We start from the raw sequence: 20,797 nt of genomic DNA on the forward strand, positions 1-20,797 counted from the left end.
ATACCTTCGACAACGTGACCTACCTGGTCAACGGCCTCTACATCATCGCGTTCGGCATGTTTATTTACGGTCTGATGGGCCTGACCGGTCCCAAGACCGCGGTGCGCGGCAACCTGATCGCCGCCGTCGGCATGTTCATCGCCGTGGTCGCCACCCTGATCTCGGTGCGCCACACCAGCAATTGGATCCTGATCATCGCCGGACTGGTGGTCGGCATCGCGCTCGGCGTGCCGCCCGCGCAGTTCACCAAGATGACTGCCATGCCGCAGCTGGTCGCCGCGTTCAACGGCGTCGGCGGTGGCACGGTGGCGCTCATCGCGTGGTCGGAATTCATCAACAGCCGAGGCTTTTCGCACTTCGACGAAGAGCCGACGGTGCACATCGTCATCGGTTCGCTGTTCGCGGCGATCATCGGCTCGGTCTCGTTCTGGGGCTCGCTGATCGCGTTCGGCAAACTCCAGGAGATCCTGCCCGGCCGCCCGATCGGTCTCGGCAAGCTGCAGCAGCCGTTGAATCTGCTGCTGCTCCTGGGCGCGATCGCGGCCGCCGTCGTGATCGGCGTCGGCGCCACCAATGACGGTGTGTCCCAACTGTGGATGATCGCGGTCCTGGTGCTGGCCGGTGTGCTCGGCCTCGCCGTGGTGCTGCCGATCGGCGGCGCGGATATGCCGGTGGTCATCTCGCTGCTCAACGCGCTGACCGGATTGTCGGCCGCCGCAGCGGGTCTGGCGCTGAACAACACCGCCATGATCGTCGCGGGCATGATCGTCGGCGCGTCCGGCACCATCCTCACCAACCTGATGGCCAAGGCGATGAACCGGTCCATTCCGGCGATCGTCGCGGGCGGATTCGGCGGCGGCGGAACAGCTCCCGGCGCCGCCGGCGACGGTGAGAACAAGCAGGCCAAGGCCACCTCGGCGGCGGACGCCGCGATTCAGATGGCCTACGCCAATCAGGTGATCGTGGTCCCCGGCTACGGCATGGCCGTCGCCCAGGCCCAGCACGCGGTCAAGGAGATGGCGGCGCTGCTCGAAGCCAAGGGCGTCGAGGTCAAATACGCCATCCACCCGGTCGCGGGCCGCATGCCCGGTCACATGAACGTGCTGCTGGCCGAGGCCGAGGTCTCCTACGACGCGCTCAAGGAAATGGACGACATCAACGGCGAATTCGGCCGCACCGACGTCGCCCTGGTGATCGGCGCCAACGACGTCACCAACCCCGCGGCGCGCGAGGACGCCAGCAGCCCGATCTACGGCATGCCCGTCCTCAACGTCGACCAGGCCAAGAGCGTCATCGTGCTCAAGCGCTCGATGAACTCCGGCTTCGCGGGTATCGACAACCCGCTGTTCTACGCCGATCACACCTCGATGCTGTTCGGCGACGCCAAGAAGTCCGTCGGTGCGGTCACCGAGGAACTGAAGGCGCTGTAGGGATTCGGATTCGAACGGCCTTCCGCGCACGCGGGAGGCCGTTCGGCGTTAAACCAGTGGACAAGCCACGTCCGCAGGCCTGATCATGCTCGGAGTGTCCGCACGTAACGAGCCCCTTCGGTTGATCGACCCGAGTGAGCCCTCGGTCGATCTCGCCGAGCGGCTGCCGTGGACTGTCGCGGTCGACTCCGCCTATTCGACGCGCGACGCGATCGATGCGCTGGCGGTGAGTCCCTTCCTGCGCGGTGATCAGCCGTGTGCGCGCACCGCGCATCTGGAGCGGATCAAGCCCGACGCCCTGCTGCGGCCGGAGCACGGCCGGGTGGTGCGCTCGACGCAGGACGACGACAGCGGTGCCGCGCTGGTCGTCGGAGCGGGTTGGTCGCTGCGCGCGGTCCGGTGGTCGGGTGGCTCGGCGATGGTCGAGGTCACCGCCGTCACCGACGAACTCGCGACGACGGTGCTCGCGGAGGCCATCCGCGATGCGGCCGCGCAGCCGGAGATCGGCGAGACCATCGAAATGGGCTTCTGGCATATGCACAGCCACGGCCCCCAGCGGCGTGGCCGCACCATCACCGCGCCGACCTGGCCGGAAATCCGTGGCAACTATGCCGCCGACGTGGCGGGCGCGCTGGACCGGCTGATGGCGTTGACCGCCGCGGACGTGCGCGGCCGGCTCGTGCTGCTGCACGGGCCGCCGGGCACCGGGAAGACCACCGCGCTGCGTGCGCTCGCGCGCGCGTGGGGGCCGTGGTGCCAGTTCGACTGCGTGCTCGACCCGGAGGTGATGTTCGCCAAGCCTGGCTATCTGATGGATGTCGCGGCGGGCATCGAGGGCGACGAGGACACCAAGCGCTGGCGCATGCTGGTGCTAGAGGACTGTGACGAACTGATCCGCGGCGAGGCCAGAGAAACTGCGGGACAGGGCCTTTCGCGACTGCTCAACCTGACCGACGGCATGCTCGGCCAAGGCCGGGACGTGCTCGTGGCGATCACCACCAACGAGGACCTGACCCGGCTGCACCCGGCGGTGACCCGCCCCGGGCGGTGCCTGGCGCAGCTCGAGGTCGGGCGGCTCTCGCCCGCCGAATCGGCGGCCTGGCTGGCCCGGGAACGGCGTCCGGACACCCCCGCGGCGGCTTCTTGTCCGGACGGCGCGACGCTGGCGGAACTGGTCGCGTTGCGCGACGGAGACACCAAGATCCAGTCGGTGCCCGCGGATCCGGTCAACCCCGGCCTCTACCTCTGAGAACGTAACGGCAATCACCCAGCGCACAGCCGTCGGAGCCATCGGCTAGATTCTGTGAGTTCGTTCGGCCGCCGCGTGCGGCCGAGATCGCGTAAACCCTGGGGAGGGGAACATGACCACACCACCGAACTATCCATATCCGGGGCAACCCGGCGGCCAGGGCTACGCCCAGCCGAGCTACCCGCAGGCGCAGGGGTATCCGGGTCAGCCGGCACAACCGGGTTACGGAGCAGGCTATCCGCCGCCAGGCAACGGATATCCGTCGCAGCCGGGCATGCCACAGCAGGGTATGCCGCCGCAGGGTTTCCCACCACCGCAAGGCGTTCCACCGCACGGCGGACCGCCCGGGTTCCCGCCCGGCGCCTTCCCGCCACCGGGACCGCCGTCGCGTTCGGGCGGCAAGGCCAAGGCGATCATCATCACCGTCGTCATCCTGGGCGTGATCGCCGTGGTCGCGCTCATCGCCACCGTCGGGCGACCTGACGGCAAGAAGGTCGCCGTCGGCGAGTGCGCGAAACTGTCCGGCACCACCTACAAGGCCGAGTTCGCGATCAAGGAATGCTCCGATCCCGAGGCCAATTACGTGGTGGCACAACGGATCGACGGGTCGAACAAGAACTGCGAGAACAAGGACTACGCCAGCTACTACGAGACCGGTCGCAACGGTTACACGCTGTGCCTGCGTCTCAATGTGAAGGAAGGCGACTGCATCAAGAGCGGCACGCTGGCGGCGAGCACCAAGGTCGCCTGCAGCTCCGCCGCCGACTACAAGATCGGCCGTATCGTGCGGGGCAGCGCGGACAAGTCCGCGTGCGGCCCGAAATACACCGAGGACAGCACCATCGTGTATCCGAAACCGGATCCGATGACGCTCTGCCTGGTGGAACCCGAGTAGTCCCGGCGGGCGAGCGGAATTCGCTGTGCGTCAGTGTTTTTCGCTCGCCCGCTGCGGCGCGGCCACGGCCCCCGCGTAAGCGCAGCACACCACCATGGCCACCAGCGGGACCAGGAAGGTGGCGGTCAGCGGAATGGCTGCGCTGAGCCAGCCGATGACGGCGGGGCCCGCGAGCAAGCCCAGGTAGCCCAGGCTGAAGACCCGCGCCATATCGGTGGCCGCCGTCGCGGAGCCGAGATTACCTGCGGCGGTGAAGATCTGCGGTACGGTGCCGGACAGGCCCAGGCCCGCCATGGCCCAGCCGAGCAACGACAACGGCACCCACGGTGACACCATGATGACGGTGAGGCCGAGCGCGGCGAGCAAGGTGCCGTAACGGACCACCGCCACCCGGCCGAACGCCCCGCTCACCCGGTCGGCGGCGAGTCTGCCGCCGGTCATGGTGACCGAGAACGCGCCGAACGCCAGGGCGGCCGTGGCCTGGTCGACACCGAGGTGCTCACGCATCTGCAGCGTGCTCCAGTCCCCGGCCACGCCCTCCGCGAGCAGCACCGCGAAGGCGATCGCGGCCAGTGCCAGCACCTTTCGCCGATGCGCCCGTCCAGATGTCAGGTCGACGGATGCCTGCTCGTCCGCGGCCGCAGGAACGGTCCGTGGCTCGGTCTCGCTGTCCCGGAGCAGGCGCGGTACGAGCGCCGCCGTCAACAGGACACAGCCGGTCGCGGCCAGTGCCAACGTCATTCGCAGATCCCAGCCCGCGCGCAAGGTCGCCGCGCCGAGCAGCGAACCCAGCAGACCGCCGCCGGAGAACAGCGCGTGGAAGGCCGACATGATCGGCCGCCCGTAGGCGCGTTCCACGTGTACCGCTTGGGTGTTCATGGAAACGTCCAGCGCGCCGTTGCCGAAACCGAAGCAGCACAGGGCGATCGCCAATGTCACCGGACCGGTGGCCAGCCCGGGACCGAGCACCGCCACCGAGGCGATCACCGCCGCAGTACCCACCAGCGTCCGGCTGCCGAATCGATCCGCCAGCGGCCCGGCGATCCGCATGCCGACGATGCCCGAGCCCGCCATCAGCAGGATGAACATGCCGAGTGTGGATTTCGCGATACCGGTCCGGTCCGTGATCGCCGGAATGTGCACCACCCACATGGCGAGCAGGAATCCGTTCAGCCCGAACACCGTGAACACGGCGATGCGAGCGAGGCGGAGCGTGCGATCCATCGTCGGACTGAACACCCCTTCGACGGTACCGATGATCTTCGCGGCCGGCTCGGATCGATGCCGGGCGCGGTCTCCACGCACCGCGCCCGGCACCGACGAGGTGCGCCCTCAGCTCGGCTGGATATCCCAGACGCCCGACGCGGCTGCTTCCTTCACATAGTCGGTGAAGTCCTTCGGCTCCCGGCCCAGCGCGCGCCGCACACCGTCGGTGATGGCGGAGTTGCGGCCGTCCAGCACCGTGCCGAACAGGTAGTCGAGCAGGCTCACCACATCCGCGGGTACCTGGTAATCGGTCAGCGCCGCAACGAATTCCGTGCGCGTCACCGGAACGAAGGCGATCTCGCGCCCCGTCACCTCGGCGATCTGCGCGACCGCCGCGGTGAAGGACAGGGCGCGCGGCCCGGTCAGCTCGTAGACCACGCCGGCGTGCCCGTGCTCGGTGAGCGCCACCGTGGCGACCTCGGCGATATCGTCGGCGTGCACGAACGGCTCCGGTACGTCACCGTTGGGCAGCGCGACCTCGCCTGCCAGGATGTATTCGGTGAACGCGCCCTCGCTGAAATTCTGGGCGAAGAAGCTACAGCGCAGCACGGTCCAGTCGAGGCCGGACTGCTGCACGATCTCCTCGCATTCCAGCGCCTCCGGCTCACCGCGACCGGAGAGCAACACCAGTCTGCGCACGCCGCTCCGCTTCGCCACCGCGGCGAACGCCCGCAGCGTCTCGGGGGCGCCCGGTACCGCGAGGTCCGGCTGGAAGGCGACGTAGGCGGCGTGCACGCCGGTCAACGCCGCAGGCCAGGTGTCGCGGTCGGCCCAGTCGAAGGGAATGTCGGCGGTGCGGGAGCCGACCCGGACCTGGTGGCCCGCGGCGGTGAGTCGCGCGGCGACCCGGCTGCCGGTCTTGCCGGTGCCGCCGGTGACGAGGATGCGGGGCCGGGAATCGGTGCTGTGTGTCATGGGTCCAGTACATCCGCGTGCGGCGAGACGGAACATAGTTCAACAGCTCATGATCATGTGTAATCGTCTAGGGTTGATTGCGTGGATGCGCTCGCCAGTCTGCTCGAAGGTCCCCGTGCCAGAGGCGCGTTCTTGATGTGTTCGATGCTCGCGCCGCCCTGGTCCCTGCACATCCAGGACGAGGCCCCGCTCACCGTGGTGTCGATGGTGCGCGGCGGCGCCTGGATCATGTTGGGCCAGCACGCGCCTCGTCAGCTGTGCGAAGGCGATATCGCGATCTTCCGCGGGCCCGACCACTACACGGTCGCCGACGACCCGGCCACCGAGCCGCAGATCTACATCCACCCCGGCAACGTCACCAAGACCGCCGACGGTGAAATACTCTGCGAGACATTGAGTCTCGGCGTGCGGCAGTGGGGCACCGACGCCGACGGCGCGACCATGATGATCACCGGCACCTACGAGTCGGCGGGCGCGGCCAGCCAGCGGCTGCTGCGCGCGCTGCCGCCGGTGATCGTGTTGCAGCGCGGCGACTTCGACACCCGGCTGCTCGACATCCTGGTCGACGAGGCGGTCAAAGACGAACCCGCGCAAGGGGCGGTACTCGACCGGCTGCTCGACATGGTGCTGATCGCGGCCCTGCGCGCCTGGTTCGCCCGCAACGACGCGCCCGCCTGGTACCACGCCTACAGTGATCCGCTCGTGGGCAAGGCGCTGCGGCTGCTGCAGCACAATCCGGCGCACGGCTGGACGGTGGCCGGCCTGGCCGAGGCGGTCGGGGTGTCCAGGGCCGCGCTGGCCCGGCGCTTCACCGATCTGGTCGGCGAGCCGCCGATGTCCTTCCTCACCGAGTGGCGGCTGGCGCTGGCCGCGGACCTGCTCGCCGAATCCGACGCGACCATCGAGTCCATCGCCCGCCAGGTCGGATACGGCAGCGCGTTCGCCCTCAGTGCCGCGTTCAAACGCCACTTCGGCGTCAGCCCGCGCGACCACCGGCAGGGCGCGAACCCGGCTGAGCTAGTGTCGGCCGGGTGACGCAGCAGCAGTATCCGGTGCTCTGGCCGATGCCGACCCGGTGGGCGGACAACGACCACTACGGGCACGTGAACAACGTGACCTACTACTCGTACTTCGACACCGCGGTGAACGCGTGGTTGATGCACGCCACCGGCACCGATATCCGTGAGCTGCCCGCGCTCGGCGTCGTCGCGCAGACCTCCTGCCAGTACGTCGGCTCGCTCAGCTTCCCCGACCGGCTCCAGGTCGGCCTGCGCATCTCCCGCCTGGGCCGGTCCAGCATCACCTACGATCTCGCCATCTTCCGCGAAGCCGACAACGACCTCGAACTCGCCGCCACGGGCACCTTCGTGCACGTCTACGTGGACGCCGAGAGCCGCAAACCCGTCGAGATCCCCGCCGTGATCCGCACTGCCGCAGCGCAATTGACCACCTGACTTCCCGCACCCCTTCTGTCTTCCCGCACTCGCTATGCCACGCCACAGCGGGTGCGGGAAGGCGAAAAGGGTGCGGGAAGCTGGAGAGGGTGCGTCAGATGCGGCTGAGGAGGGTTAGTGGATCCTCTAGTAGGGCGGCGGTCGTCGACAGGAAGCGGGAGGCTAATTCGCCGTCGATCATCCGGTGATCGAAACTGATGCCCAGGGTGGTGACCCAGCGGACCGCGAGTTCGTCCCGGAATACCCACGGGCGCTTGCGGATCGACCCCAGGCACAGGATTGCCGCCTCCCCGGGATTCACCAGCGGAACGCCGGTGTCGACGCCGAAGACGCCGACGTTGGTGATGGTGAAGGTGCCGCCGCGCAGGTCGGTGGGGCTCGCGCCGCCGGATCGGGCGGTCTCGGCCAGCCAGCCGATCTCGCGGGTCAGGTCGCGCAGGCTCAGTGACTGTGCTTCTTTGATGTTCGGTACCAGCAGGCCGCGGTCGGTCGCCACCGCGATCCCGAGATTCACGTAGTGCTTGGTGACGATTTCCTGATTCGGTTCGTCCCAAAAAGTATTGATACCGGGAAATTCGGTGAGCGCGGCGAGCGCCGATTTCGCCACCAGCGCGAGCGGGGTGAGGGTAAGTCCGGCAAAAGGTTTCGTGCTGCGTAGATGGTCGAGCAATTCCACCGACGCGGTGCAATCGAGGGTGACGAAGGTGCTGGCCTGCGGAATGGTGCGGGCACTGGCCAACATGGCCGCGGCGGTGCGTTTGCGCACGCCGGTGATCGGCACCCGCTCCTCCCGAGCCGATGGCCGGCTCACCCCCGCGTGCGGGTCGGTGACCGCGGCAGGCCCCGGCCTGGGCGCCGTCGTGCGCGGTTGCGAGACCGGCACCGCGCCGCGCACGTCGTCCACGGTGACCGCACCGCCGGGTCCGGAACCCGCGACGAACCACAGATCGATGCCGATCTCGCGAGCGAGCCTGCGCGCCGCGGGTGTTGCGGCGGCTCGCCCGGCGGACAGTTGTGGTCTGCTGTCGGACTGTTCTGGGTCAGTCGACGAAACCAGCTGCGCCGCAGGCTGTTCGGGGATCGAATCGGGCGTGTCACCGCCCTGCGGCGGGGCGGGGTTCGCCGCGGCGGCAGGCCTGCGCCGCCGGGATACGGTTTCCCCCTCCGGCCCGTAGCCCACGAGCACCGCGGTCCGTCCGTTGTTCGTCTCACCCGCCGCGCTGTCCTGCGGCGGCTGCGCCGGCGCTTGCTCACTCTGCACGCGGATCAGCGGCGCCCCGACCAGCACGGTCTCGCCCGGTTCCGCGAGCAGCTCGACCACCCGCCCGGCGAACGGCGAAGGCAGTGCCACCACCGCCTTCGCCGTCTCCACCTCGGCGATCGTCTGGTTGAGTGCCACGTCGTCGCCGACACCCACCAGCCAGGAGACCAGTTCGGCGTCGGCAAGACCTTCCCCGAGATCAGGGAGGCGGAATTCCAGGACGTTCCCCGAGCCGGGCTCGTTGGCGCGATCTTCCACGTGGGCACCTCTCACTGCGGCGTACCGGCGTCAGGCGGCGAGCGTTCGATCGACCGCGGCGAGAATGCGGTCGGGATCGGGGAGATGGAACTTCTCGAGCTTAGCGGGGGGATACGGGATATCGAATCCGCCGACGCGCAGCACCGGCGCCTCCAGGTGATAGAAGCACCGCTCGGTGATCCGCGCCGCGATCTCGGCGCCGAGACCCGCGAACACCGGGGCCTCGTGCGTGATGACCAGCCTGCCGGTCTTGGCCACCGACTCCTCAATGGTGTCGAAATCGATCGGCGAGAGGCTGCGCAGGTCGATCACCTCCAGCGCATGCCCTTCTTCCGCAGCGATTTTCGCGGCCGTCAACGCGGTGGCCACGGTGCCGCCGTAGGCGACGACGGTGGCGTCGCCGCCTACGGTGCAGACCCTGGCACGGTCCAGCGGTAGATCCCCGTCGCGGTCCAAAGCGAGGAAATCGACCTCGGCCTTGTCCCAGTAGCGCCGCTTCGGCTCGAAGAAGATCACCGGGTCGTCCAGTGCGATCGCTTGGCGGATCATCAGATACGCGTCGGCGGGGTTGCTCGGCGTCATCACGCGCAACCCGGCGGTGTGCGCGAAGTAGGCTTCCGGCGATTCCGAATGGTGCTCCACCGAACCGATCCCGCCACCGAACGGAATGCGAATCGTGATGGGCGCGATCACCTTTCCCTGCGTCCGGTAGTGGATCTTCGCCACATGCGAGACGATCTGATCGAAGGCGGGATAGACGAAGCCGTCGAACTGGATCTCGCACACCGGCCGGAAGCCGCGCAGCGCCATGCCGAAAGCCGTTCCCACGATGCCGGATTCGGCCAGCGGAGTGTCGACGACTCGATTGTTGCCGAAGTCCTTCTGCAAGGCGTCGGTCACCCGGAACACCCCGCCCAGCCGCCCGATGTCCTCGCCCATGAGCAGTACTTTGGGGTCGTCCTCCAGTGCGCGCCGCAATCCGGTGTTCAATGCGCCGGCGAAAGTGGTGATCATGAAGGGACTCCTTCCGGTCGCGCGGCCGCATCGCTGGGATCGCCAGCCAGATACTCCGCGTATTCCCGTCGCTCTTCGGTGATGAGCGCATGCGGGGTGGCATAGACGTGATCGAACAGGTCGATCGGTGCCGGATCGGTCATATCGATGGTCGAGGTGCGCACCTGCCGGGCCACCTCGTCGGCGTGCTCGGCGACGTGGCGCTGGAACTCGTTGTCGAACAACGACTCTCGTTCGAGCAGTCGGCGCAGCCGATCGATCGGATCGCGGCGCGCCCACTCTTCGGTCTCGGCGGACGAGCGGTAGCGGGTGGGGTCGTCGGCGGTCGTGTGCGGACCCATCCGATAGGTGAGCGCCTCGATGAACGACGGACCGCCGCCGCTGCGGGCTCGCGCGATCGCCTGCCGCGTCACCGCCAGCACCGCGAGCACGTCGTTGCCGTCGACCTGCACGCCCGGAATGCCGTAACCGTAGGCGCGGCGCACGATCGGGGTCTGGCTCTGCACCCGGACCGGTTCGCTGATCGCCCAGTGGTTGTTCTGGCAGAGGAACACCACCGGCGCGCTCCAGCTCGCCGCGAAACCCAGCGCCTCGGCGATATCGCCCTGGCTGCTCGCGCCGTCGCCGAAGTAGGTGATCGTCGCGATCTCCGCGCCTTCCAGATGCGCGGCGTACGCGTAACCCGTCGCGTGCAGCCCCTGCGAGCCGACGATGATATTCGGATTGGTCATGTTGACCGCGTTCGGATCCCAGCACGAATGCGCGACACCGCGCCACATCCGGGTGATCTCGGTGGGATGCACCCCCCGGCAGTAGGCGACGGCCGCCTCGCGGTAGCTGCAGAACACGTAGTCGTCGGGGTGCAGCGCGCGGGCCGAACCGACCTGGGTGGCTTCCTGTCCCAGCAGCGGCGCCCACAGGCCCAGTTGTCCCTGGCGTTGCAGGGCGGTCGCCTCGGTGTCGATGCGCCGGGTGACGACCATGTCCTCGTATAGGTCCCGCAGTTGATCGGGGCCGATATCGGCGACCAGAGCGGCGTACTCGCGAGCTAGGACGCGCCGTCCGTCGGGCTGGACCAATTGGACCGGATAATCGATCTTCTCTGGCATCGGGGTCCGCCTCCTCACGGGGTGCGCGTGTGCTCTACCTCACAGCATCCACGAGAATGCGATGTGCGCAAGTGAACGACACGCGAATGCGCAGAATGCTCAATTCCGACCAGTACGTTGCTGTCATGCTGCGTCGAATGACCAGCGATGCGTGCGATCAGCGAAGATGGCCCCGAGGTTGGCTGCGCGGTCGAAATATGGGACGAATCGGACTCACATGACACGGCAGTAGACCGTGGTCGGAGGGACCGAGATTTATGGGCGTGTCGGCCTCGCAGCACCGGGCCTCGCCGCTATCCCGACGAGTCGAGTCCATGCGCGACGAGCAAGAAGCTGACTATCCCGACAGCGACCAGCACCAGAATCGACACCAGCGGCCACATCAGGACGATGTGCCGGCGTGACAGGCTCCGCACCATCAACACCAGCACCGCCAACTGGACGGCCAAAGTGCTGTATGCCATGAGGCCGGTGCCCGCGTCGACATAGGTGCGGCACTCGCCCGCGCATTCGCTTCCTACCGGGAGGGTTCCACCCGTGCAGCGGGACCACGGGCCGTTGCCCTGCAACCTATCGCCGCTCACTCCGAACAGCCGCCCGCCACCGGGAACCCGCACCAAATCTCCACGGATTCAACACAACTGACCAGACAGCCGCTGCTAGCTTGACCGCATGTTCGCTTCTGCGCGTGCGTCTACGCGCAATCGTATGGCCGGGATCGCCTACCTCGCACAGCTCGCCGCTGTGGCCGCTTTTGTCGCGTCGTGGGCGAATTTCTACGTAACTCTCTGTTGGGAAACACCCTGGGATGATTGGTTCGATGTCTTCGGAATGAGCCTGCCGCTGAGCGTCGCGTGCTTGGTCGGGGTCGGTATCTGCGGACTGCTGCGGCACGATTCCGCACCGTGGGTCATCGCCGTCGCCGCAGTGGTCGGCGCCGGACTCATGGGTGTGATTGCGAACGGCGGCAACGACACTCGTTCGACCTACAACGGGCCTTCCATCGGCACTGGTGTCGTCTTCGCCGGTGTCGCCGGTGCCACCGCCACGGCGGCGATTCTGCTGCGGTGGCGGGCCGCGCGAAGTGAAGCGGGCCAGGTCCCGGTGCTGCCGGAACGCTCGGCAAGGTTCGTGCCACCAACCCGGACCTGGTTGGTGGTGGTTCTCCTCGTCGGTGTATCGGCCGCTCTCGTCACTCTCGTGGTGAAAGTTGCCCTCACCGACGTAGATTCCTACGGCGCACAGGGTCTCGGCAAAATCAGTTGGATGAGCCTGTCCGGCGGACTGCAGACGAGCACGCTGCAGGCCGTCTTCGCCGGCGTCGCCGCGATGGCGGTGGTCGTCATCTGGTTGGGCATGCGGAGCCGGGTGCAGCCGCAGCCGACCGGATTCCCGAACATCGCCACCGCCCTGACAATCGTGACGGCGCTGATCGCCGTGGTACCCGCTGCCGTGCAGAGTACCGTATCGATCACCTTCGTGGCCGATGCGGCCGACAGTCCTTCCGGCAGCAGCGATCTGCCCGATCTCAGCGTATTCGTCATCGTGCTGTACACCTTGGTCGCGGTCGAAGTCAGCGCTGTCGGGCTGCTGTACTGCTGCGGCGCGCTGCGGCTTTACGAGCGCAAACCGATCGGCTGGGTCTTCGTGGTCCTCGCATCGATTCTCGGGTTGGCGGCCAATTTCAGTTACTTCCGCAACCCGAGTGCCTACGGCCTTTCCTTCCTGCCAACGGATTCGGAGTTCCCCGAGTTCCGCCCGGATCCGATGTTCGCCGCGATCGCTCCCGCGGTGCTCTGCCTCGTGACGCTGGTGCTCGCCATTGCGGTGCCTGTCGGGCGATGGCTTGCTACCCGCAAACTTCGACCGGCGATCACCAATTCAGCACACTAGCCGCCTACGATCAGTTTGATCGGGGTCGCCTTCGCCTCCGGATAAGTATTCTGACGTTGTTCCCCGGCATGGCAACTCGCTGTGATGACTCGCTCACCGGCCCGTACGCGAATTAGGCTGGCCTGCTTTGTCTGGCCCGGAAAAACGCGATCTCTGCCGTCCCTGTAAATGATTAAAGGGTTGCGTTCTCCGGCGACCGGGAACGTGTCGTCCATGTACGCCCAACAATTGATACCCGAGAACTCGGCGTTCGGGTTGGAGACCGTCACATCTATTGTGTGACCGCGGCCGTCACCTCGATCTGGAGTCAGCGTTGCCGACAGTATCGGGGCCGCCAATTCTCCCTGTCGAGCGGTCTGCAGCGGTGCTGCCGTCGTAGACGGTGCGAAGAACGCCACCCCTACGATTAGTGCAATTGTCCCGCCCGTCCGCCAAAGGATGCCGCGGCCCGATGTCTTGCTCATCTGCATGTCCTCCCCATTGTTCACCGCGGCAAATTCGCGCAGCGTCGATGATGCTAGCCGCTGCACGGACCCATTCGTGTCCTTTAGTGAGAACGATGCGTAGATCTCGAACTTTCTGTGGGGCAGGTCACTGCAAATGGGGCTTCGGTGGCGAGCAATCCCCGACGTGCAGACTTTCACCATGAATGACCAATCCTGGAACGATGAATCCGGGTGCCGCCCAGCGGCATTGCCGCCCTCGCGTCCAGCCGTCGATGCAGGCATAAGCACCTGAGTCGATTCTCGGCGTACTCCTGCCCGATCGGGCCCGCAGCTCCCGGCCTGGCCGGCGGGTCGGTCCGGTGACTACGTGGTGGTTCACAAAAGTGCTCTGGCCTGGACAAATACCGGGTCAGCGGCCACTGGGGCGGGGGAGTGGTGCCATACTGCGATGCATGACCAGAGAAACGGCCGACGTGACTTTGGACGCGACCGACGCCAGGTTGTTACTGGAGCTGGTCGCCAATCCGAGAGCCACGGGTGTGGAACTGGCGGCCCGGCTGGGGCTGTCCCGCAATACCGTGCAGGCGCGGCTGTCGCGCTGGGAGGCGGGCGGGGTGCTCGGCAGTTTCGAGCGTCGAGTGCAACCCCGCGCGCTCGGCTATCCGCTGTCCGCGTTCGTCGCGGTGGTTGTGGATCAGCACCAATTGGATTCCGTGGTAACGGAACTCGCCGAGGTGCCGGAGGTCACCGAGGTGTGCGGCATGACCGGGCTCACCGACCTGACCGTGCGGGTGGTCGCGAAGGACGCCGACGATCTGTATCGAATCGCCGGACAGATACTGAAGATCCCCGGCGTGGAGCGCACCAACATGGCGCTGGTCATGCGCGAACTGGTCGGCCCGCGCACCGCCCCGCTGCTGGACCGGCTGGCCGGCGCGAACTGAGCGGGGGCGCGCCACCCGCGGCGCGGTTGATTAAGGTGCGGAGATGGAGATTTCAGGCAAGGTTGCCATCGTCACGGGGGCGGGCGCGGGGATCGGGGCGGCGCTGGCGAAGGCGCTCGTCGCCGCCGGGGCTCGGGTGGTGCTCGCCGACCTCGATGCCGCCAGTGCGACCCGCGTTGCCGAATCGCTCGGCGCGGGCGCGGTCGCGATGGGTGGGGACGTCACCGACGAGCAGGTGATTCGCGGCTTGATCGAACGCGCCGCGACCGAATTCGGCCCGGTGGACCTGTATTTCGCAAATGCGGGGATCGGCGGTGGCGGCGGCTTGGACAGCACCGACGCGCAGTGGGCCGCCGCGCTAGAGGTCAATGTGCTCGCCCACGTGCGGGCCGCTCGCCTGCTGGTCCCCGAATGGTCCGCGCGCGGTGGCGGATACTTCGTTTCCACCGCGTCGGCGGCGGGCCTGCTGACCCAACTCGGTTCAGCCCCTTACGCGGTCTCCAAACACGCCGCCGTCGGCTTCGCCGAGTGGCTGTCGGTTACCTACGGCGACAAGGGAATTCGAGTCAGCTGCCTGTGCCCGATGGGTGTCGACACCCAACTCCTGCACACCGGCCTGGTCCCGGGGGAATTCACCGCCGACGCCGAGCTCGCCGTGAAAGCGGTGACCACCGCGGGCCCGGTCCTCTCCCCGGACGAGGTGGCCGAGGTCGTCCTGGCAGCCCTCGACGCCGAACACTTCCTGATCCTGCCCCACCCCGAGGTCCTGAAGATGTACCGCTACAAGGGCGCCGACTACGACCGCTGGCTGGACGGCATGCGCCGCTTCCAAGCCACCCTGCGCGCGACGTAGTCGCACCAGTTCCGACTCCCCGCACCCCTTCCGTCTTCCCGCACCCGCTGCGGCCTGGCATAGCGGGTGCGGGAACGCAGAAGGGGTGCGTTCTAGGTCAGCACCTTCCTTCAACACCCCCGAGTTATCCACAATTGCTTCCTGGCCGGTGGTCGGCGGGGGCCGATCGGACGAGCATGTCGCCATGGGCGAGATTCAACGGCGGCAAAACGCACTCGTAGACGGCTATACCGATCACGACATCCGTCGGCGCTATCGCGGTAGCCGGTGGCATCGACTGCGTCGTGGCTGCTATGTCGAGGCCGCGGAGTTCGACGGCCTCGACTCGATCGATCGACACAGGCTGCTGATCGATTCGACCCTGCCGGCGCTGGCCCACGATGCGATCGTCAGCCACCAGTCCGCGGCGGTGCTGTACGGATTGCCGCTGTGGGCAACGCCATTGGACCTGGTGCACGTCACCAGGGATCGGTGTAACGGCGGGCGAGTTCGGCACGCGATGAAGGTGCACTGCGCCCCGATATCGGATGGTGTCGTCGAGATCGACGGGTATTGGGTCACTACCCCGGCACGAACCGTGGTCGATCTGGCTCGCACCTTGCCGTGCGAGCAAGCGGTAGTCGTCGGTGACGCAGCCATGCGCACGCTGGGCATCACGCCCACCGAATTGGCAACGGAGCTGGCACTCGCCGCTCGACGCCGCGGGATAACGCAGGCGCACAGAACAATCGGCTTGCTCGACGGGCACAGCGAGAGCGTCGGCGAATCGCGCAGCCGGGTGATGTTTCACCGAAACGGGTTATCGATTCCGGCTCAACAAGGGCAATTGTTCACCGCGACAGGCAAACTCTTGGGCCGTGTCGATTTCTACGACGCGGCCGCCGGGGTCGTGGGCGAATTCGACGGCAGGGTCAAATACGGCAGGCTGCTGAAACCGGGCCAAGAGCCGGCCGACGCACTTTTCGAGGAGAAGCTTCGCGAGGACGCGATCCGCGAGACCGGAATGCTGATGGTCCGCTGGACGTGGCAGGACCTCGACGGCACTGCGGCAGCGCTGCGCTGGCAACGCGCCGTCGAGCGGGCCCGGCGAATGCCGCCGCCCCGCGTCACCCTTACCCCCGCGGCGCTCCCTGAAGGGCTCCGGCCGGAGGTTCACCCCGTGCCGATGCGCCCCTGACTCCCCGCACCCCTTCCGTCTTCCCGCACCCGCTATGCCATGCCACAGTGGGTGCGGGGAGACGGAAGGGGTGCGGGAAAGTGGGGGTGTGATGTCACGTGGGGGAAACATTGCCGGGGGTTTGCCGTAAAGAACGGCGACTAGTTGTTTACCTATGGGAGAGGCGGCGCATTCTGTCGATCGCAGGTTGCCGTTCGGGCGGCAGCTGACCTTCGGCATCCAGCATGTTCTGATCATGTACACCGGGTGCATCACCGTGCCGCTGGTGTTCGGGGCGGCGGTGGGTCTGGACCGGAGCACGGTCGGGCTGCTGATCAGCGCGGACCTGCTGATCGCCGGGGTGATCACGCTGGTGCAGAGCCTGGGCCTCGGCAAACTCGCGGGCGCGCGGCTGCCCATCATCTGCGGGGCGACGTTCATCGCGCTGGATCCGATGGTGTTGATCGCCAAGGAGTACGGGCTGGCCGCGGTGTACGGGTCGATGATGATCGGCGGTGTGGTCGGGATGGCGCTGGCCTGGCCGTTCGCCCGGATGGCCCGGTTCTTTCCGCCGCTGGTATCCGGGACGGTGCTCACCATCGTCGGGGTCTCGCTGATCGGATCGGCCGGCCGGCTGATCATCGGGAACGACCCGTCGGCGCCGTCGTTCGCCGCGCCGTCCCATATCGGACTCGCGGCCGTGGTGGTGGTGCTCGCGGTCGGCTTCATGTGCGTCGCGCGCGGGATGTGGTCGCAGCTCGGGGTGTTGTTCGCACTGGCGGTCGGGATCGCGCTCGCGGTGCCGATGGGGCTGGTGGTCACCGACGGCATCGGGAACGCCGCCTGGGTGGGCCTGCCTGAACCGTTCCATTTCGGGGCCCCGCAGTTTCCGATCGCGGCGGTGGTCGCGATGAGCATCGTGATGGCGATCGTGTTCGCCGAGTCGACGGCGAGCATGCTGGCGATCAGCGAGATCACCGGAAAACCGGTCGGCAGAGCCGATTTGGCGCGCGGCCTGATCGGTGACGGACTCTCCGGCGTGCTGGGCGGTGTGTTCACCGCGTTCGTGGATTCGATGTTCAACCAGAATGTCGGAGCGGTCGCGGCGACCCGGGTGCACAGCCGCTACGTGACCGCGACCAGCGGCGCGATCCTGGTGGTGCTCGGGGTGCTGCCGCGTTTGGGGGAGGTCGTCGCGGCGGTGCCCAAACCGGTGGTCGGCGGGGTCGGGCTGGTCCTGTTCGCGACGATCGCCATCGTCGGCATCGACACCCTGCGCAAGGCCGAACTCGGCGACCGGGTCAACGCCGTCATCGTCGCCACCTCGCTCGGCGTCGGGCTGGTGCCGGTGCTGGCGAAAGGCATGTTCGACAAGTTCCCGTCGTCGGTGCAGATCCTGCTGGACAGCGGTATCGCGATGGGCGCGGTCACCGTTTTCACGCTGAACCTGCTGTTCAACCACAGCCGGATCGGCGTGTACGCGCGGCGCGACGAAGTGCCTGAGCTGATCGATGAGCCCGCCGCGCAACTGGATTCGCCCCCGATCGCAACCGGCACCGCACCGGCCTAGGGTGCACCTGCCTGCCCCGCCGCTGTCGCACCGGCCCCGAACTCGTTCACTGCCGCAGCGACAACACTTTTCGCGCGACCAGTCCGGCGAGCAGTGCCCAGAAGGCGGCGCCGATCCCGGCGAAGCCGACACCCGAGGCGGCGATGAGAAAGGTGATCACGCCTGCCTCGCGGTGCTTTTCGGAGCTGAGCGCGCCGGTGAGCGCGGCCGCCAAGGTGGTCAGCAGGGCAAGGCCCGCAACGGTTTCCAGCACACCCCTGGGGGCGGTGGCGATGAACGTGACCACGGCGGCCGAGGCGAGTGTGATGCCGAGGTAGACACTGCCCGCGGTGAAGGTGGCGAGCCAGCGCTTCTTCGGATCGGGATGTGCGGCGGGCGCGGCGGACAGCGCCGCGCTGATCGCGGCGAGGTTGATGGCGTGGCCGCCCGCGGGCGCGCCGAGGATCGTGCCGAGGCCGGTCACGGTCATCGCCGCGCGCCAGGGCACCAGGTAGCCGAACGATTTCATGACCGCGGTGCCCGGAATGTTCTGCGAGGCCATGGTGACGATGTAGAGCGGTATCGAGACGCCGACGATCGCCTGCCAATTCCATTGCGGAACAGTCAATTCCACCGTCGGCACCATCGCGGCGAAGTCGAGGTGCCGATGCTGCACGACGATGCTGATGCCGGAGCCGAGCGCCGCGGTGCCGAAGGCCGCGATCACCGCCCAGCGCTTGGCGAAGCGTTGCAGGATCAGCCAGACCAGGATCACCGGCACCACCACCGCCGGGCTGGTCTGGACCGCTTTGACCGGCGCCAGGCACAACGGCAGCAGCACGCCGGCGAGCATGGCCTGGGCGATTTCGACCGGAATGGCGGCGACCAGGTTGCCCAACCGCTGCCACAGGCCGGTGATCACGATCAACACCCCGGTGATCGCGAACGCGCCGACCGCGGCGGGCCAGCCGCCCGCCACCGCACCCGTGCTCGCGAGCAGCGCCGCGCCGGGGGTGGACCAGGCCAGCGTGATCGGCATCCGATACCGGAAGCTGAGCAGCATCATGCCGATCGCCGGGGTCAGGCACACCGCGAGCAGTCCCGACGCCGCCTGCGCCGAACTCGCGCCGACGGCCGTGAGTCCGCTCAGCACCACCGCGAACGAGCTGGTGAAGCCCACCAGCGCGGTGACCGCGCCCGCGCCGAGCGGTTGTCCGAGCCCGACCGCGGCCCGGTCGGTGGCGGGTGGTTCGTGGTCCTCGACGGGTGCCGCGGGCGCCGGGGAAAGGTTCGACATTGTGGCGATCCTGCCCGCAACTGGACTGCCAGTCACGGGCCAGTGCGGGGAAACTGGACTGAATTCGGCGGCGGTCGAGGGCTCGCGACGCCGCCCGCTACCGGCGAGTAGTGCTGGGGTGCAGCCACATTGCCCTGCTCAGATGCGTAATGTTGAGGGCATTCGGTGCGCGAAGGTGCGATTTCTGAACGAGGAGCTGGGTTGAGCGCGGTACTGATCTCGCCGGTGGAGCTTCGAGAAGCCTTGTCGGGCAGGCAAGTTCGCCTACTGGACGTGCGCTGGGCGCTAGGCGACCCGGACGGCCCGCAACACTATCTGGCCGGCCACATCCCCGGCGCGGTGTTCGTCGACATGGAAACCGAGCTGGCCGCGCCGCCGTCGCCCGCCCGCGGCCGGCATCCGCTGCCCGATATCGCGCAGCTGGAGAAGTGCGCGCGCAGCTGGGGAATCCGCCAGGGCGACGCGGTGGTGGTCTACGACGCGACCGGCGGCATGGCGGCGGCCCGCGCCTGGTGGCTGCTGCGCTGGGCGGGCATCGCCGACGTGCGGATTCTCGACGGCGGACTGCCCGGGTGGACCAACGCGGACGGCGCGCTGGCCACCGGCACCGAATCCGATCCGGAACCGGGTGATGTCGAGCTGACTCCGGGGCATCTGCCGGTCATCGACGCCGACGCCGCCGCCCGCTGGCGCGGCCATCTGCTCGACGCGCGCGCGGGCGAGCGGTATCGCGGCGAGGTCGAGCCGATCGATCCGCGGGCCGGCCACATCCCCGGCGCCGTCAGCGCACCCACCGCCGAGAACCTGGATGCCGACGGCCGTTTCCGCGCGCCCGCCGAATTGCGTGACCGTTTCTCGGGATTCACCGACGAGCCGGTCGCGGTGTACTGCGGCTCGGGCGTCACCGCCGCACATCAGGTCGCGGCGCTGGCCGTCGCCGGTATCGAGGCGGCGCTGTACCCCGGTTCCTGGTCGCAGTGGTCGAACGACCCGAAGCGGCCGGTCGCCACGGGAGCCTGACCGGCCGGTTCACGGGCAGGTGCGGGCCACCGCCTGCAGGGCCGCGCTGTCCGCCGCGGTCACCGGCAGGTCGTACCGGGCGGCGGCGGTGAGATACCGGCCCGCGTAGAAGCAGTGGTTGGCCCGCGCCGGCGGCAGCCACTGCGCCGGGGTCTTGTCGCCCTTGGCCTGGTTGGTGCGGCCTTCGGTGGCGAGCAGGTTGACCTCGAGGTCGTTGGCGAACCGGACCCGCTGCTCCAGCGGCCAGCCGGCCGCGCCCAGATCCCAGGCCGCGGCCAGCGGATACACGTGATCGATCTGCACGTCGTTCGCATCGGCCTTGGTGAACGAAAGCTGTTTGCCGGTGTACGGATCGTGCAAGGTGCCGCCGACCACCACGCAGTTGTTGGTCCCCGGCCGGAAACTCACCTCGACGAGCTGGCGGGCCAGCACGTTGTTGCGGGTGTCGCAGCCGTCGTGCCCGCCGGGCCCGTCGTGGTCGTCGGACCACGCGGTCCCGAACACGCAGCCCTGTCCGGGTTTGCACCCGCGTTCGTACCCGCCGGGATGCGGCCGATCCGGGACCACGCGCACCGCGGCCAGCAGCTGTTCCAGTTCGATCCTGGTCGGGCTGCCCGGAGCGGGCGCTACCGCGCCGACACCCAATTGAGCGCAGCCGACGGCGCACACCAGCACGAAGAGGCCCACAAGCCAACGCCGAATGTCCGCACCCATGGCGCCAGATCTACACGTATGGACCGACATTCAGAGAACCCGAGCGGAAGCAGTTGTCAGGGGGCAGCGCGGGC

Annotated in this window: 20 protein-coding genes; 11 read left to right on the forward strand and 9 right to left on the reverse strand. The window is 67.8% G+C overall.

What is annotated here, in order from left to right; all coding sequences use genetic code 11:
- Window positions 1–14 precede the first annotated feature (14 nt).
- From O3I_RS05995 to O3I_RS45360, 3 genes are all read left to right on the forward strand, one after another.
- Window positions 15–1,430, forward strand: coding sequence for an NAD(P)(+) transhydrogenase (Re/Si-specific) subunit beta (locus O3I_RS05995; RefSeq protein ID WP_014982004.1), 1,416 nt, complete (start codon window positions 15–17; stop codon window positions 1,428–1,430).
- 85 nt (window positions 1,431–1,515) lie between these two features.
- The gene (locus tag O3I_RS06000) at window positions 1,516–2,679 is read left to right on the forward strand and encodes a DUF5925 domain-containing protein (RefSeq protein ID WP_041562435.1); all 1,164 of its coding nucleotides are present in this window, start codon (window positions 1,516–1,518) and stop codon (window positions 2,677–2,679) included.
- Between the two features lie 112 nt (window positions 2,680–2,791).
- Window positions 2,792–3,574 (forward strand): LppU/SCO3897 family protein, encoded by a 783-nt coding sequence (locus O3I_RS45360; protein WP_167829104.1) that lies wholly within the window; start codon window positions 2,792–2,794, stop codon window positions 3,572–3,574.
- Window positions 3,575–3,604: 30 nt separating this feature from the next.
- Here the strand turns inward: O3I_RS45360 and O3I_RS06010 are convergent, their stop codons facing one another.
- Complete coding sequence (locus tag O3I_RS06010) at window positions 3,605–4,798, reverse strand: MFS transporter (protein WP_051066902.1); 1,194 nt, start codon at window positions 4,796–4,798, stop codon at window positions 3,605–3,607.
- Window positions 4,799–4,906: 108 nt separating this feature from the next.
- Entirely contained in the window at window positions 4,907–5,755 is an 849-nt protein-coding gene (locus O3I_RS06015) for an NAD(P)H-binding protein (RefSeq protein ID WP_014982008.1), read from the reverse strand.
- An 81-nt stretch (window positions 5,756–5,836) separates the two neighbouring features.
- Between O3I_RS06015 and O3I_RS06020 the strand changes: the two genes are divergently transcribed.
- Both O3I_RS06020 and O3I_RS06025 read left to right on the forward strand, forming a co-directional pair.
- Window positions 5,837–6,790 carry an AraC family transcriptional regulator gene (locus O3I_RS06020; RefSeq protein ID WP_014982009.1) on the forward strand — a complete coding sequence of 318 codons (954 nt, stop codon included), beginning with the start codon at window positions 5,837–5,839 and terminating at the stop codon, window positions 6,788–6,790.
- A 29-nt stretch (window positions 6,791–6,819) separates the two neighbouring features.
- Entirely contained in the window at window positions 6,820–7,209 is a 390-nt protein-coding gene (locus O3I_RS06025; RefSeq protein WP_051066903.1) for an acyl-CoA thioesterase, read from the forward strand.
- Window positions 7,210–7,303: 94 nt separating this feature from the next.
- On the opposite strand, the gene O3I_RS06030 is transcribed toward O3I_RS06025, so the two are convergent.
- From O3I_RS06030 to O3I_RS06045, 4 genes are all read right to left on the reverse strand, one after another.
- Entirely contained in the window at window positions 7,304–8,728 is a 1,425-nt protein-coding gene (locus tag O3I_RS06030; protein ID WP_014982011.1) for a dihydrolipoamide acetyltransferase family protein, read from the reverse strand.
- Window positions 8,729–8,758: 30 nt separating this feature from the next.
- The gene (locus tag O3I_RS06035; RefSeq protein ID WP_014982012.1) at window positions 8,759–9,742 is read right to left on the reverse strand and encodes an alpha-ketoacid dehydrogenase subunit beta; all 984 of its coding nucleotides are present in this window, start codon (window positions 9,740–9,742) and stop codon (window positions 8,759–8,761) included.
- The gene (gene pdhA / locus O3I_RS06040) at window positions 9,739–10,851 is read right to left on the reverse strand and encodes a pyruvate dehydrogenase (acetyl-transferring) E1 component subunit alpha (protein ID WP_014982013.1); all 1,113 of its coding nucleotides are present in this window, start codon (window positions 10,849–10,851) and stop codon (window positions 9,739–9,741) included. The genes O3I_RS06035 and pdhA overlap by 4 nt, the downstream gene beginning before the upstream one ends.
- 293 nt (window positions 10,852–11,144) lie before the next feature.
- Window positions 11,145–11,468, reverse strand: a complete 324-nt coding sequence (locus tag O3I_RS06045; RefSeq protein ID WP_014982014.1) for a hypothetical protein — start codon at window positions 11,466–11,468, stop codon at window positions 11,145–11,147.
- A gap of 214 nt (window positions 11,469–11,682) precedes the next feature.
- On the opposite strand from O3I_RS06045, the gene O3I_RS06050 reads away from it, so the two are divergent.
- The gene (locus O3I_RS06050) at window positions 11,683–12,744 is read left to right on the forward strand and encodes a hypothetical protein (protein ID WP_141692204.1); all 1,062 of its coding nucleotides are present in this window, start codon (window positions 11,683–11,685) and stop codon (window positions 12,742–12,744) included.
- Here O3I_RS06050 and O3I_RS44710 read toward each other — a convergent pair.
- On the reverse strand, window positions 12,741–13,472 hold the full coding sequence (locus tag O3I_RS44710; RefSeq protein ID WP_141692205.1) for a hypothetical protein: 732 nt from the start codon (window positions 13,470–13,472) through the stop codon (window positions 12,741–12,743). The genes O3I_RS06050 and O3I_RS44710 overlap by 4 nt on opposite strands.
- Window positions 13,473–13,642: 170 nt before the next feature.
- Here O3I_RS44710 and O3I_RS06055 point away from each other — a divergent pair, with 170 nt between their 5' ends.
- From O3I_RS06055 to O3I_RS06070, 4 genes are all read left to right on the forward strand, one after another.
- Window positions 13,643–14,134 (forward strand): Lrp/AsnC family transcriptional regulator, encoded by a 492-nt coding sequence (locus O3I_RS06055; protein ID WP_029897892.1) that lies wholly within the window; start codon window positions 13,643–13,645, stop codon window positions 14,132–14,134.
- Between the two features lie 43 nt (window positions 14,135–14,177).
- On the forward strand, window positions 14,178–14,987 hold the full coding sequence (locus O3I_RS06060; RefSeq protein WP_014982017.1) for an SDR family oxidoreductase: 810 nt from the start codon (window positions 14,178–14,180) through the stop codon (window positions 14,985–14,987).
- Window positions 14,988–15,171: 184 nt separating this feature from the next.
- Window positions 15,172–16,164, forward strand: a complete 993-nt coding sequence (locus O3I_RS06065) for a hypothetical protein (protein ID WP_141692206.1) — start codon at window positions 15,172–15,174, stop codon at window positions 16,162–16,164.
- Window positions 16,165–16,318: 154 nt separating this feature from the next.
- Complete coding sequence (locus O3I_RS06070; RefSeq protein WP_014982019.1) at window positions 16,319–17,713, forward strand: uracil-xanthine permease family protein; 1,395 nt, start codon at window positions 16,319–16,321, stop codon at window positions 17,711–17,713.
- Window positions 17,714–17,759: 46 nt separating this feature from the next.
- Here the strand turns inward: O3I_RS06070 and O3I_RS06075 are convergent, their stop codons facing one another.
- The gene (locus O3I_RS06075) at window positions 17,760–18,989 is read right to left on the reverse strand and encodes a benzoate/H(+) symporter BenE family transporter (RefSeq protein ID WP_014982020.1); all 1,230 of its coding nucleotides are present in this window, start codon (window positions 18,987–18,989) and stop codon (window positions 17,760–17,762) included.
- A 201-nt stretch (window positions 18,990–19,190) separates the two neighbouring features.
- Here O3I_RS06075 and O3I_RS06080 point away from each other — a divergent pair, with 201 nt between their 5' ends.
- Window positions 19,191–20,009 (forward strand): sulfurtransferase, encoded by an 819-nt coding sequence (locus O3I_RS06080; RefSeq protein WP_081593904.1) that lies wholly within the window; start codon window positions 19,191–19,193, stop codon window positions 20,007–20,009.
- A gap of 9 nt (window positions 20,010–20,018) precedes the next feature.
- On the opposite strand, the gene O3I_RS06085 is transcribed toward O3I_RS06080, so the two are convergent.
- Complete coding sequence (locus tag O3I_RS06085) at window positions 20,019–20,723, reverse strand: HNH endonuclease family protein (protein ID WP_014982022.1); 705 nt, start codon at window positions 20,721–20,723, stop codon at window positions 20,019–20,021.
- Between the last annotated feature and the right edge of the window lie 74 nt (window positions 20,724–20,797).

It is taken from the genome of Nocardia brasiliensis ATCC 700358, from assembly GCF_000250675.2.
Lineage (GTDB): Bacteria > Actinomycetota > Actinomycetes > Mycobacteriales > Mycobacteriaceae > Nocardia > Nocardia brasiliensis_B.